11 protein-coding genes are annotated in these 15,075 nt (G+C 48.3%); all 11 read left to right on the top strand.

All coding sequences use genetic code 11. From position 1 onward, the window contains the following. The first annotated feature begins 151 nt into the window (after positions 1-151). Complete coding sequence (locus Q1Y74_RS10910; RefSeq protein WP_300814360.1) at positions 152-727, top strand: hypothetical protein; 576 nt, start codon at positions 152-154, stop codon at positions 725-727. Then, complete coding sequence (locus tag Q1Y74_RS10905) at positions 720-1,325, top strand: glycosyltransferase family 4 protein (RefSeq protein WP_300814359.1); 606 nt, start codon at positions 720-722, stop codon at positions 1,323-1,325. The genes Q1Y74_RS10910 and Q1Y74_RS10905 overlap by 8 nt, the downstream gene beginning before the upstream one ends. Positions 1,326-1,370: 45 nt before the next feature. Continuing rightward, positions 1,371-2,264 carry a glucose-1-phosphate thymidylyltransferase RfbA gene (rfbA, locus tag Q1Y74_RS10900; protein WP_300814358.1) on the top strand — a complete coding sequence of 298 codons (894 nt, stop codon included), beginning with the start codon at positions 1,371-1,373 and terminating at the stop codon, positions 2,262-2,264. A gap of 104 nt (positions 2,265-2,368) precedes the next feature. Next, positions 2,369-3,511, top strand: a complete 1,143-nt coding sequence (rfbB, locus tag Q1Y74_RS10895; protein WP_300814357.1) for a dTDP-glucose 4,6-dehydratase — start codon at positions 2,369-2,371, stop codon at positions 3,509-3,511. Between the two features lie 322 nt (positions 3,512-3,833). Then, positions 3,834-4,883: a mannose-1-phosphate guanylyltransferase gene (locus Q1Y74_RS10890; RefSeq protein ID WP_300814356.1), complete on the top strand. Its 1,050-nt coding sequence runs from the start codon at positions 3,834-3,836 to the stop codon at positions 4,881-4,883. Between the two features lie 422 nt (positions 4,884-5,305). Next, positions 5,306-6,409, top strand: coding sequence for a Wzz/FepE/Etk N-terminal domain-containing protein (locus tag Q1Y74_RS10885; RefSeq protein ID WP_300814355.1), 1,104 nt, complete (start codon positions 5,306-5,308; stop codon positions 6,407-6,409). 225 nt (positions 6,410-6,634) lie between these two features. Beyond that, positions 6,635-9,022, top strand: a complete 2,388-nt coding sequence (locus tag Q1Y74_RS10880) for an SLBB domain-containing protein (protein ID WP_300814361.1) — start codon at positions 6,635-6,637, stop codon at positions 9,020-9,022. Between the two features lie 437 nt (positions 9,023-9,459). Then, complete coding sequence (locus tag Q1Y74_RS10875; protein WP_300814353.1) at positions 9,460-10,290, top strand: YjbH domain-containing protein; 831 nt, start codon at positions 9,460-9,462, stop codon at positions 10,288-10,290. Positions 10,291-10,734: 444 nt separating this feature from the next. Continuing rightward, positions 10,735-11,781: an AAA family ATPase gene (locus tag Q1Y74_RS10870; protein ID WP_300814352.1), complete on the top strand. Its 1,047-nt coding sequence runs from the start codon at positions 10,735-10,737 to the stop codon at positions 11,779-11,781. After that, complete coding sequence (locus tag Q1Y74_RS10865; protein ID WP_300814350.1) at positions 11,778-12,422, top strand: DUF3226 domain-containing protein; 645 nt, start codon at positions 11,778-11,780, stop codon at positions 12,420-12,422. The genes Q1Y74_RS10870 and Q1Y74_RS10865 overlap by 4 nt, the downstream gene beginning before the upstream one ends. A gap of 350 nt (positions 12,423-12,772) precedes the next feature. Beyond that, entirely contained in the window at positions 12,773-14,470 is a 1,698-nt protein-coding gene (ettA, locus tag Q1Y74_RS10860) for an energy-dependent translational throttle protein EttA (RefSeq protein ID WP_300814348.1), read from the top strand. Positions 14,471-15,075 lie beyond the last annotated feature (605 nt).

The raw sequence follows: 15,075 nt of genomic DNA, 5'->3' as shown, positions 1-15,075 counted from the left end.
CGAAATGTTAAAACAAAAATATTTTCTTGCGGACATTTTTATTTTATCGGCTGAAAAACAGCCGATAAAATTATCGTGTCGGAAAATAGAATGATTACGAATGCAAATATTGTGTATTTTGCATATATTTGCAATGGAAATATACTGTAATATGAAGAAAAAGGTTCTTTTTATCTCTTCGCGTCCTATCTATCCGATTATAGGTGGAGACCAAATCAGGACAGCTCAGCAATTGGAGTTCCTTTTGCAGAGATATGAGGTGGATGTTGTTTATCAGACTCCCAATAGAGCCGATAATTTAATCCGAAATTATGTGCCTGCTGTAAAAAAAGCTACTTGCTTTCAAGTTCCTAAAAGGTTGTGCTATGTACAGACGCTGCGCTTTTTGTTTAATAAGTTGCCTCTGCAGGTGAATTATTATTATAACATAACGATGAAAAAATATATTGATTCCTGTATACAAGATTATGATATCGTATTCTGTAACAATATACGAACGGCTGAATATGTAAGAAGATATTCAGGAGTTGTGAAAGTAATGGATTTTGTGGATGCTATCTCGATGAATTATGAAAAGGCGAAACAAAAAGCCAAAGGGGTGAAAAAACTAATTTATGAGATAGATTACAGAAGGTGCAAAAGGTATGAGCAACAAGTTCTGAATTCGTTTCATCGTTGTGCTATTATTTCAGAAGTTGACAGGAAATACATTTTGAAAGATGGATAAGGAAGTTTTTGTGGTAGGGAATAAGGTGGATATTCCTGCTGATATACTTATATCTAAGCATGATAATGAGAACTTATTGCTGTTTGTAGGTAAAATGAATTATGAACCGAATGTGGTAGCGGTAACAACGTTTGCTGAATGTGTGTTACCTAAATTGCTTGCTGTTTATCCGGAATTGCAGTTTCAAATTGTAGGCGCTCATCCTGATAAGAGAGTGCAGAGGTTGGCGAATAATGCTAATATTCAGGTAATGGGGTTCGTTGATTCATTAGAACCATATTTTCAGCATGCAACCGTTGTGGTCGCTCCAATGTTGACTGGGGCAGGAATTCAGAATAAGATTATACAAGCCATGTCTTATGGTTGCTGTGTGGTTACTACCTCTATCGGTGCAGAAGGCTTGACCGTCAATCATAATGAGATTGCTGTCTGGGACGATGAAGACAAAATGGCGGATGGGATAAAAATGTTGTTGTGTAATCGTGATAAACGGATGGCAATGGGCAAAGCGGCACGCCAATATGTAATAGATAATTTATCTCCGGAGGTTATTGCTAAACAATTTTGGGCGTTTATGGGTGAAATTGATATTGAATGATGGTTGCTACGTAAAATTTGTGTTATAATCCGATAAAAGTAGATTATGAAAGGCATCGTATTAGCCGGTGGCAGCGGTACACGATTGTATCCTATCACCAAGGGTATCAGTAAGCAACTGATTCCTATCTTTGATAAACCGATGATTTATTATCCCATCTCGGTATTGATGTTGGCGGGTATCCGCGAAATCCTCATCATCTCCACGCCCTACGACCTGCCGGGCTTCAAACGCTTGTTGAGCGATGGTTCGGACTACGGTGTACGCTTTGAGTATGCAGAACAACCGAGTCCCGACGGACTGGCGCAGGCATTCATTATAGGGGAAAATTTTATTGGTAACGATTCTGCCTGTCTGATTCTTGGGGATAACATTTTCCATGGCAATGGATTAACTCCGTTATTGAGAGAGGCGGTACGGACGGCTGAGGAAGACGGGAAGGCAACGGTGTTTGGTTATTGGGTAAGTGATCCGGAGCGCTATGGTGTGGCGGAATTTGATAAGGCGGGGAATTGTCTCTCCATTGAAGAGAAACCACAACACCCGAAGTCCAATTATGCCGTGGTAGGCTTGTATTTTTATCCGAACAAGGTGGTGGAGGTTGCCAAGAACATTAAACCGTCGGCACGTGGGGAACTGGAGATTACTACTGTAAACCAGGAATTCCTGAAAGACGGAGAGCTGAAGGTGCAGACCTTAGGCCGCGGCTTTGCTTGGCTGGATACAGGAACGCATGACTCATTGAGCGAGGCATCAACATTCATCGAGGTGATTGAGAAGCGTCAAGGCCTGAAAGTGGCCTGTCTGGAAGGCATTGCTTTCCGTAAGGGATGGATTACCGAGGAAAAAATGCGTGAGTTGGCGCAGCCGATGTTGAAGAATCAGTATGGGCAATATCTGTTGCAGGTGATTGAGGAACTTAAAAGAACTTCAAAATGAAGAATGAGGAATGAAGAATTAAAAGTGAAAAGTTAAGAGTGAAGATTTTAACTATTTCCCATTTATTATTAACCATTCATCATTAACCATTAAACATTGTTGAAATGACTTTCAAAAGAAATATCGTAATCACCGGCGGTGCCGGTTTTATTGGCAGCCATGTGGTGCGCCTGTTTGTGAACAAGTATCCCGAGTATCGCATCATCAACCTGGACAAGCTGACATATGCGGGTAACCTGGCCAATCTGAAGGATGTGGAGAATCAACCGAACTACCAGTTCGTGAAGATGGACATTTGCGATTTCGATGCGTTTTACCGACTGATGCAGGAGGAACACGTGGACGGCATCATTCACCTGGCAGCAGAGAGCCATGTGGACCGCAGCATCAAGGATCCGTTTACCTTTGCACGCACCAACGTGATGGGTACGCTGAGCCTGCTGCAGGCGGCAAAGTTGTACTGGGAATCATTGCCGGAGAAATATGAGGGCAAGCGGTTCTACCACATCTCGACAGACGAGGTGTATGGCGCCCTGGAGATGACGCATCCCGAAGGTATCAAGCCGCCGTTTACCACGAAGGCCTCTTCCGGCAAGCACCACCTGGCGTATGGGGAGGAGTTCTTCTACGAGACGACCAAGTACAACCCGCACAGTCCGTACAGTGCCAGCAAGGCGAGCAGCGACCACTTCGTACGGGCGTATCACGATACGTACGGGATGCCGACCATCGTAACGAACTGTTCCAACAATTACGGCCCGTACCAGTTCCCGGAGAAGCTGATTCCGCTCTTTATCAACAACATCCGTCACCGCAAGCCGTTACCGGTGTATGGCAAGGGCGAGAACGTGCGCGACTGGCTGTATGTGGAAGACCATGCGCGCGCCATAGACGTGATTTTCCACAACGGAAAGATTGCGGAGACGTACAACATCGGCGGTTTCAACGAGTGGAAGAACATTGACATTATCAAGGTGGTAATCAAAACGGTGGACCGGTTGCTGGGACGTGAAGAAGGGGAGGACATGAACCTGATAACTTATGTAACAGACCGTCTGGGGCACGACATGCGCTATGCCATCGATTCCACGAAGTTGCAGAAGGAACTGGGCTGGGAGCCAAGCCTCCAGTTTGAGGAGGGTATTGAGAAAACGGTACGTTGGTATCTGGATAACCAGGCGTGGATGGATAACGTGACGAGTGGGGACCACCAGCGGTATTATGAGACGATGTATGGAGGGAGGTAATGGGGTAATGTGCAAATGTGAGGATGAATGAGAGTTCAGAGTTTAGAATTCAGAATTATGGCACACAGATGACACGGATAAGACAGATGACCGCAGATTTATTCTGTGCTAATCAGAGTAATCTGTGGTGAATAAATAAAACCATGAAACTCTGTGTCCTCTGTGGTGAAAAAACGACCACGGATTACACAGATCAAACAGATGTTCACAGATTATTTTTTGCGTTAATCCGCGTCAATTTGCGTTTCATACTCACCACTCATCATTAACCATTGATTTCTGTCATCTGTGTGTCATTTTTTATACATTTCATCTTAAGTAAATGAATACGAATACGCATGTGATTATTATGGCCGGCGGCATCGGGAGCCGTTTCTGGCCGCTGAGCACTCCTGCTTATCCCAAACAATTTGTGGACGTGATGGGAGTGGGGAAGAGCTTGATTCAACTGACGGCGGAACGTTTTCAGGAGATTTGTTCGCCTGAACGTATGTGGGTGGTGACGAACCAGGCTTATGTGGATATGGTGAAGGATCATCTGCCGCAGGTGCCTGCCGGGAATATCCTGGCTGAACCCGCTGCACGCAATACGGCTCCGTGTATCGCGTATGCTTGCTGGAAAATCAAGGAACAATATCCCACAGCCAATATCGTAGTGACTCCTTCGGATGCGTTGGTCCTGGACGTGCCGGAATTCAGGCGGGTGATACAACGGGCTTTGGACTTTACGGAGAACCGTACGGCCATTGTGACCGTCGGCATCCAACCGAACCGGCCGGAGACAGGGTACGGGTATATCCAAGCCACCGACGTACAAACTGCGGAGGAGGTTTGGAAGGTGCAGTCTTTCCGGGAAAAACCGAACCGGGAAACGGCGATGAAGTATGTGGAGGACGGACATTATTTCTGGAACGCGGGAATCTTTGTCTGGAACATCCGTACCATCGTGGCGGAGCTGCGCAAGCATGTGCCGGCTCTTTGTACGCAGATGGATGAGATGGCGGAAGGCTTCGGCACGGAGCAGGAGGCCGAGACCGTGACCCGTATCTTTCCTACGTGTGAGAAAATCAGTATTGACTATGCGGTCATGGAGAAGGCGGAATGCATCTATACGATACCGGCCGACTTCGGATGGAGTGACCTGGGGAATTGGGCTTCGCTCTATGGCTTACTGCAAAAGGATGAAGCGGGGAATGCCGCTATCGGGAAGGTTAGCATGTACGAATGTCGGGATTGTGTAGTTCAAACCGCCGAGGCCAAGTCGGTTGTCCTTCAAGGACTGGACGGGTATATCGTCGCAGAAAAGAACGGACGGATTCTGGTTTGCAAGCGGAGCGAGGAGCAACGGATTAAGGATTTTGAGAAGGGATGAGAATGTGGTAATGTGAGAATGTGCTAATGAGGTATATGTTATTAACCATTAAACACTGATATGTAGGTCATTTTTATTTTGACAGAATAAATGCCTCTTGTGTATGTAAGGGGATTGTTGTATCTTTGCGGCCGCATGGTAATGTGGTAATGTGCTATTGTGCTAATGTGCAAATGTGGTAATGTGTTAATGGGGTAATGTGCTAATGGGATAATGGGGTATTAACCACTAACCGTTAACCATTAACCACTAATAAACGCCGTTAACCGCTAACAAGGTCTGTGGTAAAAAAAACTCCGTGTAACTCTGTGTCCTCTATGGTGAAACAATGGCACGCAGATGACACGGATGAAACAAGATGACCGCAGCGATAATAAACCTGCGAAACTTAAATAATTTGTTAAATTTAAATAGGAAATAAAATGACGGAATTGACCCAGGAGAAGCGGGCGGAAGAGCAGGAAATAGACTTGCTGGAATTGGCCCGGAAACTTTGGAGGAAAAGGATATGGTTCTATAAAGCAGTGGGGATAGCTGTTGTGTTAGGGCTGATTGTCGGTTTCAGCATTCCAAGGACGTATAGTGTGACGGTAATTTTGGCTCCGGAATCAGTGAGAACAAGTAGTAGCAGACTGGCGAGTGCTGCCGCCATGTTGGGATTGGGTAATCTGTCTACGGGTAATGAGGTTGATGCGTTGAACATTACTCTTTTCCCGGATATTTTGGCTTCCAATCCTTTTGCTTTGGAATTGTATAATATGCCTGTGACACCTGAGGATGCTGAACAACCGTTATTGTTGAATGAATATATGGACAAACAACGGCAACCGTGGTGGGGCTATATTTTAGGATTACCGGGGAGAATGATAGGAGGAGTGATGTCTTTATTTTCGGATGAGAAGGAAGAGAGTGGCGAAAGAACAATAGATCCTTTCCGTTTGACTAAAATAGAAGCGGGTAAATTGAAGGGTATCAAGGGCGCTATGACGGCTACTGTGGATAAGAAAACGGGAATTACTACGGTAACAGTTACTTTCCAGGATCCGGTGGTAGCGGCTTGCGTAGCCGACAGTGTGGTTCGGAAGTTACAGGATTATGTGACAGATTATCGGACGCGAAAGGCCACCGAGGATTGTGCTTACTGGGAGAAATTGTACAAGGAACGGCAACAGGAGTATTATGAGGCTCAGCAGCGGTATGCCGCCTACATGGACGAAAACAAGAGCCTCTATACGCAGAAGTCGAAAATGGAGGCGGAACGCCTGCAGAATGACATGACGTTGGCCTACCAGGTGTACAACCAGATGGCCCAGCAATTGCAGCTGGCTCGTGGGAAGGTGCAGGAGGCGAAACCGGTATTCGCTGTTGTGGAACCTGCGACGGTACCTTTGCAGCCTGCCGGGCCAGGTAAGAAGATGATTCTGATTGCTTTTGTCTTTTTGGCGTTGGTTGGAACTGCCGGCTGGGTGTTGTTTGGTGAGGAATTGTGGAAGCAGTTGAAGGAAAAGAATAGTTCTTGCAGTTAATTTATGCTGAGTTGCGAGCAATGAGTTGTTGTGTTGATGAGTTTGGGCTATTATAAAGTCTTAAAAAATGTGATAGCTTAATATCTTTCAATCTTAAAAGGTATTGGCTTAACTTCTTAACTATAACACTACAACAACCTATCATATAGACTTGTGAAATTTAAATATATAAGAATATTTACATAACGATTTTTTTTGATGAAACTAGATAACATGAGAAGGAATATGAAGCGATGGATTATCGTTCCTCTGATGCTGGCTGCTGCCTGGACGGGCACGGTGCAGGCGCAGTCCATGACGGACAGCCAAGTGCTGGAATACGTGAAGGATGGCGTGAAGCAGGGGAAGGACCAGAAACAGATGGCGGCGGAACTGGCACGCCGCGGAGTGACCCAGGAACAGGCGCAACGGGTGAAGGAACTGTATGAACGGCAGAGCGGTACCAACCCTGCCACCATGCAGGGTACCGACCTGAACGAGGCGCGGCTGCGGGAAGAAACGAAGGACGAGACTTCGGGCATGCTGGACGACCAGCCTACGACGGAGGAACTGGCGCAGGAAGAACGGGTGTTCGGACGGAACATCTTCAACACGCGGAATCTGACCTTTGAACCGAACAGCAACATGGCCACTCCGCCCAACTACCGGCTGGGACCGGGGGACGAGGTTATCATTGACATCTGGGGAGCGAGCCAGAATACCATCCGACAGACCATCTCGCCGGACGGCACCATCAACGTGCAGGAATTGGGCCCCATCTACCTGAGCGGGATGACGGTGGAGGGAGCCAACCGGCACCTGAAGCAGGAGCTGGGCAAACTGTACTCCAACGAGAACAACCAAATCAAGATGACCCTGGGCAACACGCGCACCATCCAAATCAATATCATGGGCGAGGTGGTGCAGCCGGGTACCTACGCACTGTCGGCCTTCTCGACGGTGTTCCACGCGCTCTATCAGGCAGGCGGCGTGAACCGCATCGGCAGCTTGCGCAACGTACAACTGGTGAGAAACGGAAAGAAAATTGCAACGGTGGATGTGTACGACTTCATCATGCAGGGAAAAATCAAGGATGACATCCGCCTGGAAGAAGGAGATGTAATCATTGTTCCCGCCTATGAACTGCTGGTGAAAATGAGCGGTAACGTAAAGCGGCCGATGAAGTTCGAGATGAAGAAGGACGAGACGCTGGCCGCCCTGCTGAAATATGCGGGTGGATTCAATGCAGACGCTTATAGCCGCAACGTGCGCATCGTGCGCCAGAACGGTGAGGAATACGAGGTGAAGACGGTGGACGAAATGGACTACAGCGTGTGCAAGCTGCGTGATGGCGACGTGGTGACGGTGGGCGCCATCCTGAACCGCTTCACCAACAAGGTGGAGGTGAAGGGAGCCGTGTACCGGCCGGACATTTACGAACTGAACGGGCAAGTGAACACGGTGCGCAGCCTGATTGAGAAGGCCAAAGGACTGATGGATGATGCCTTTACGAACCGGGCTGTGCTGCAACGGCAGCGGGACGACCTGACCTCGGAAATCGTGTCCGTAGACGTGAAGGCGCTGATGGAGGGGCGGATTCCCGACATCCCGCTGCGAAAGAACGACGTCCTCTATATTCCCAGCATCCACGACCTGCAGGATCGGGGTAACGTAGTCATCTACGGCGAGGTGGCGAAGCCGGACAGCTATCCGTACGCCGACAACCTGACATTGGAAGACCTGATTATCCAGGCAGGCGGCTTGCGGGAGGCAGCCTCTACGGTGAGGGTGGACGTGGCACGCCGCATCAAAGACCCGAAAAGTGTGAACAGTACGGACAGTATCGGACAACTGTACAGCTTCGGACTGAAGGACGGGTTTGTGATAGACGGTCAGCCGGGCTTTGTGCTGCAACCCTACGACCAGGTGTTTGTGCGCCGCAGTCCGGGCTACCAGGTACAACAGAATGTACGCATTGATGGGGAAGTGATCTTTGGGGGAATCTATGCCATGACCTCGAAAACGGAACGGCTGAGTGAGTTGGTAAAGAAAGCGGGGGGCGTGACCGGTTCTGCATACGTGCGGGGAGCCAAGCTGACCCGCGTGGCCAACGACGAGGAAATCCGGAGAATGCAGGCGGTCATCCGATTGATGAGCCGGGAGCTGGGAGAAGCCATGATAGACTCCTTGGGTATTCGCGTGGATTCGACCTTTACCGTGGGTATCGACTTGGAAGCAGCCTTGGCCCATCCGGGCGGAGACGCGGATCTGGTGCTGCGGGAAGGGGATGTGCTGCACATTCCCGAATATGCCAATACGGTGAAAATCAACGGAGCCGTGATGGTACCGAATACAGTGTCCTACATAAAGGGGGAAGGGGTCAAGTACTACCTGAACCAGGCGGGGGGATACAGCCAGCACGCGAAGAAAAGCAAGAAGTTCATTATCTACATGAATGGACAGGTGGCGAAGTTGAAAGGCAATGGCAGCAAGCAGATTGAACCCGGATGTGAGATTGTGGTGCCGAGCAGGAAGAAAAAACAAGGTATGGGCATTGGTGATATTTTAGGCTATGCAACATCTTTCGCTTCGCTGGGTACTATGGCTGCGTCTATTGCCACATTGTTGAAGTAGGCATTGAGCTACGAAATAGTGACGAGCTATAAGCTACGAGCTACAAGCTACAAGCTACGAGTTACAAGTGGGGGGTGGGAGGAGGTTTTTGAGTTTTTAGAAAGCCCCCTCTGGCTCCCCAAAAGGAAGTCTCCTCCAACTCCCCCAGAAGGAAGCCCCCTCCAACTCCCCCAGAAGGGGGAGGGCCATGCGGGGTGGGCTTAGGAGTTAAAAGCCGATAGACAAGAAAATGAAGAATGATGAATCTCTGGAAATGAAGAATGAAGAATTTATTAACCATTTACCATTTATCATTTACCATTCATAAAAGGTATTGGCTTAACTCCCTAACTTCTTAACTACAACCTATTAATAAACTCAAAAACTAATCCACCCACTCGTAGCTCGTAGCTTGTCACTATTTCGTAGCTCGTAGCTTCTTAAGACAATAAATTGAAATGATAATAATAAGCGGATTGAGACACACCGGAATAAAAGGACTGCTGCTATCCGTGTTTTGCCTACTATTAGGTATTCAGCGGAGTAACGCCCAGTTTACAGGAGGTGTGACGGGATTGTTGCACATGCCCAGCGCGGAGATGCAGCGGGACGGGACTTTCATCATTGGAGGAAACTTCCTGAACAAACATAACCTGCCTAACCAAAGATGGTGGGGGTATGATACGTACAACTATTTCTTGAACATCACTTTCTTAGAACGACTGGAAATAGCATATATCTGTACCTTAGTCAAAGGACAAGATGGATTTAACTACTGGCCTGAAGTGACGTGGGGAAAGTTTGTGAACCAGGACCGCCACTTTGCAGCTCGTCTGCAAGTGCTGAAAGAGGGGGAATTGTGGAAATACATGCCTTCCATTGTCTTGGGTGTGAGTGACCCGACAACAGGTGGTAGCTTCGATTATACGAGTATGGCAGTAGATGGTAGCGGAAACGGTTACTTCAACCGCTGGTATGCCGCCGTGACCAAGCACTTCCAGACGAGATGGGGCGAGTTGGGCGTACATGTCGCCTGGCTCTACAACAAACGGACGGACTATCCGCTGAACGGTCCTGCCGTGGGGGTGAACTTCCGGCCTTACTTCCTGAAAGAGCTGAACGTGATAGCGGAATATGATGCCAAAACCATCAACGTGGGCGCCACGTATTCCATCTGGAGCGACCACTTCAACTTCCTCCTGGAACTGCAGGACGGCAAGTATGTCTCCGTCGGTCTGATTTACAAGGTGAACCTGCTGGGGGGAAACCGGTGGAAGCATTGGAGGTGATGGGGGAATGTGCAAATGTGGTAATGAGGGAAGGTGTTAATGGGGTAATGTGCGAATGAGGTATTAACCACTAACCGTTAACCACTAACCACTAACCGCTAACAAAGTCTGCTCATCCGTGTCATCTGCGTGCCATTTCTCACCACAGAGGACACAGAGTTTCACAGTCTTATTTATTCACCACCGATTACTCAGATTAACACAGAAAAACTGTGTTTTTCGTTTGCCTCTCCACTCACCTTTCGCTATCTTTTGATAAGATAGGATGCGGTTCGGGATAGTCAAGTTGAAAAACTGTGTTTTTCGTTTGCCTCTCCACTCACCTTTCGCTATCTTTTGATAAGATAGGATGCGGTTCGGGATAGTCAAGCTGAAAAACTGTGTTTTTCGTTTGCCTCTCCACTCACCTTTCGCTATCTTTGTACCACATAAATTCGTGTATTCATGAACAACAGTTACAGCAAAATTGAAATTACCAATTTTAGGGGGTTTGACCATCTTGTTGTAGATGATTTGGCTCGTATCAATGTATTTACCGGTGCGAATAATGTGGGAAAAACATCCATTCTGGAAGTGCTTTTTATGCTGTCCGGTATGTCGAATCCGCTTATGCCGACAAGAGTTAATTATTGGAGAATGTTGTCGACGGCTACAGTGGACAGTGCGAGGTATCTGTTCCATAATTTGAATTTTGCGGAACTGCCTGTGCTTAAAGCTGTCATGAAGGAGGGGATAAGAAAACTGACTTTTGTACCTGTTATGACGAATGACGTCACAGATATCACATCGAGCGGGTCATCTTCAAGATCGACTATCAAACAGTTGGATCTGTCGTTTGATGTTACCGAGGGGGAAACGTACACTCATCATACAACCTTATATACGGATGCAGGAGGAAATGTGCAGCAAACCGTGGATAACAGTTATCGCGAGGATATGAATTGTTTATTCATTTCTGCCGACAAGAACGACAATAATGCCGCTTCCAATTTTGCTCTGCTGGTAAAAAGAAATAAGAAACAGGAAGTGATAGATGCCCTGCACAATTTCGAACCGGCCATTGATGCAGTGGAAGCATTGCCGGATGGATTGTTCCTGAAAATGGAGGGGGTGCAAGAACTGTTGCCCATTGGTATGGCAGGAGATGGAATCAGGCGTATGATTAATATCTTATCGACCATCGCCAATGAGGATTATCATACTGTTCTGATTGATGAAGTGGACAATGGTTTGCACTATAGTGCACACAGGTGTATGTGGAAAACCATTCTTGATTTTGCAAAGAAACGGAATGTACAGATTTTTGTGACAACTCATAACTTGGACTGTCTGCAAGGGTTGAAAAATGTCATGCAGAATAATGATAATCTGCAGGAACTGGTACATGTGTATAATATTGCCAAAACAAAACATAAGGGATTTCAGGCCTATAAATATGCTTACAGGGAACTGAAGGAAGCTATTGACAATGAAATAGAAATCAGAAGATGAGAGAGGATTATAAGATTTTTGTGGAAGGGATAGCTGATAAACGTTTCTTGGAACAATTGATTGAGTATCATTTTGGTTATAAGAAAGAAGATGGCATTGTTGTTACAGGAGGTTATACCAATCTGCTGTCGGCGGACACCGAAAATACGTATTTGAACCAGATGAATCGGAATTCGGATGATGGAGGGATTAACCTCGTGATTTTCGATGCGGATGAAGACCGGGAAAAACGTCGTAAGGAACTGTTGGAATGGAGGACCAAAAACGGCGCTGATTTTGAATTGTTCCTGTTCCCGGACGATAGGTCTGAAGGTGAACTGGAAGACTTGCTGGAGCAAATCATCAATCCGGATAACCGGCCTGTAATGGATTGCTGGAGCATGTACGAAAATGCACTCAAGGAAATAAGCTTGCCTTGGAAAAACGGAGAGGCTTTGACTCTCCCTGCTAAGAAAACAAAGATATATGCCTATTTGGAGGTCTTGCTGGGAGCCTCTAAATCGGAAAAGAAAAAAATCAAAGAAGCTAATAGAGAGTATATTAACGTTAATCATTGGAATCTTAATAGTATTAAGTTGTCTGAGGGTATTCTGGAGTTCTTGATGAAGAATCTGCTACAAAAGGTGTGTTCCGAATCTTAAGTGTTGATAAACATCTGCGGTCATCCGTCTCATCTGTGTCATCCGCGTGCCATCTTTCACCACAGAGGACACAGAGTTTCACAGTTTTATTTATTTACCACCGATTACTCTGATTAACACAGACAGAGTTTCACAGTTTTATTTATTTACCACCGATTACTCTGATTAACACAGAAAAAATCTGCGGTCATCCGTTTCATCTGTGTCATCTGCGTGCCATCTTTCGCCACAGAGGGTACTGAGTCTTTACCACAGAAGAGTATCGGCCTTTAACTCCTAAGCCTGCCTTCAGGCAGACGATAACTCCCTTTTACTCCTTATAACTCCTATAAATTTAATCATAACAATCTATGCCAACAGTAGACGATAAGAAAATCATTTTTTCGATGGTCGGGTTGAACAAGACCATCCAACAGAATAACAAACAAGTACTGAAGAACATCTATCTCTCCTTCTTCTATGGGGCGAAGATTGGTATCATCGGTCTGAACGGTTCGGGTAAGTCCACCTTGCTGAAGATTATTGCCGGACTGGACAAGTCCTATCAGGGCGAGGTGGTGTTCTCACCGGGATATACGGTAGGCTATCTGGCCCAGGAGCCTTACCTGGATCCTACCAAGACGGTGAAGGAAGTGGTGATGGAAGGCGTGCAGCCCATTGTGGACGCGCTGACGGAATACGAGGATATCAACCAGAAGTTCGGTCTGCCGGAGTACTATGAAGACCCGGAAAAGATGGAGAAGCTGTTTTCGCGCCAGGCTGAGTTGCAGGACATCATCGACGCGACCGATGCCTGGAACCTGGACAGCAAGCTGGAGCGTGCCATGGACGCGCTGCGTTGTCCGCCTGAGGACCAGTCCGTAGAGCATCTCTCGGGAGGCGAACGCCGCCGGGTGGCTCTCTGCCGCCTGCTGTTGCAGAAGCCCGATGTACTGTTGCTGGATGAACCTACCAACCACCTGGATGCCGAGTCCATCGACTGGCTGGAGCAGCATCTGCAGCAGTATGAGGGTACGGTGATTGCCGTGACGCACGACCGTTACTTCCTGGACCACGTGGCCGGATGGATTCTGGAGCTGGACCGCGGCGAAGGCATCCCCTGGAAGGGCAACTACTCCAGCTGGCTGGAACAGAAGACCAAGCGCATGGAGATGGAGGAAAAGACGGCCAGCAAGCGCCGCAAGACGCTGGAGCGTGAATTGGAGTGGGTGCGCATGGCGCCCAAGGCCCGACAGGCGAAGGGAAAAGCCCGTCTGAACTCTTACGACAAGTTGCTGAATGAGGACGTGAAGGAGAAAGAAGAGAAGTTGGAAATCTTCATCCCCAACGGTCCCCGACTGGGCAACAAGGTCATCGAGGCCAAGCACGTGGCCAAGGCTTACGGCGACAAGCTGCTCTTCGACGACCTGAACTTCATGCTTCCGCCCAACGGTATCGTGGGTATCATCGGCCCGAACGGTGCCGGAAAGACCACGCTGTTCCGCCTGATTATGGGACTGGAGAAGGCCGACAAGGGCGAGTTTGAGGTGGGCGAGACCGTGAAGGTGGCCTACGTGGACCAGCAGCACAAGGACATTGACCCCAACAAGAGTGTCTATCAGGTTATCTCGGGCGGCAATGAACTGATACGCATGGGAGGCCGCGACATCAACGCCCGTGCCTACCTGTCGCGCTTCAACTTCTCGGGAGCCGACCAGGAAAAGCTTTGCGGTGTGCTTTCCGGCGGTGAGCGTAACCGCCTGCACCTGGCCATGGCGCTGAAGGAAGAGGGCAACGTGCTGTTGCTCGACGAGCCCACCAACGATATCGACGTGAACACCCTTCGTGCGTTGGAGGAAGGTCTGGAGGACTTTGCCGGTTGTGCGGTGGTCATCAGCCACGACCGTTGGTTCCTGGACCGTATCTGTACGCACATCCTGGCCTTCGAGGGTGACTCGAACGTGTTCTTCTTCCAAGGTTCATATTCGGAGTACGAAGAGAACAAGCAGAAACGCCTGGGCAAGGAGGAACCCAAACGTGTCCGCTATCGCAAGCTGATGGAGGACTGATGCGGAGGCAGTCTCCTCCAACGTGGATGGAGACGTACACGAACTCCGCTCTGTATATTGAACATGTTGGGTTTACCCTGTAGGGACGCACCATGGTGCGTCCGTATACACATCCACGAATATCGCCCCGAACATGTCCCGTATGAAACCGGGCGGACACACCGTGGTGTGTCCCTACATTGTGGGTGTATCCGGGCGGGCCGACCCCGCCCCTACATGTAACCCCGCCGCAGTGTGCATCTGCGAAACCGCGTACGATGTAGAGACGTTGCACGCAACGTCTCCCGCACGGCAGGGGGGATGCGTCCGCATACACATCCACGAACGCCAATCCGAACATGTCCCGTATGAAACCGGGCGGACACACCGTGGTGTGTCCCTACATCGTGGGTGTATCCGGACGGGCCGACCCCGCCCCTCCATGTGGTCGTTGTCACATTACACTGCAAAACGCTTGAGCCCCAAGAGTGAGGAGGGCAAAACTAAGTGATGATATCTGACTGAGAGTGTGTCAAAACAAGGGTATCTGAAACTCTCCTCCTTCAGGAAGGAGGAGTACCCGAAGGGGGAGGTGGTAGGTGAAAACATAAAGTGTTGATATACAA

This window comes from uncultured Bacteroides sp. (genome assembly GCF_949298305.1).
Taxonomy (GTDB): domain Bacteria; phylum Bacteroidota; class Bacteroidia; order Bacteroidales; family Bacteroidaceae; genus Bacteroides.
Note: the sequence above shows the minus strand (reverse complement) of the source record. Positions and strands in the feature narration are given on the sequence as shown.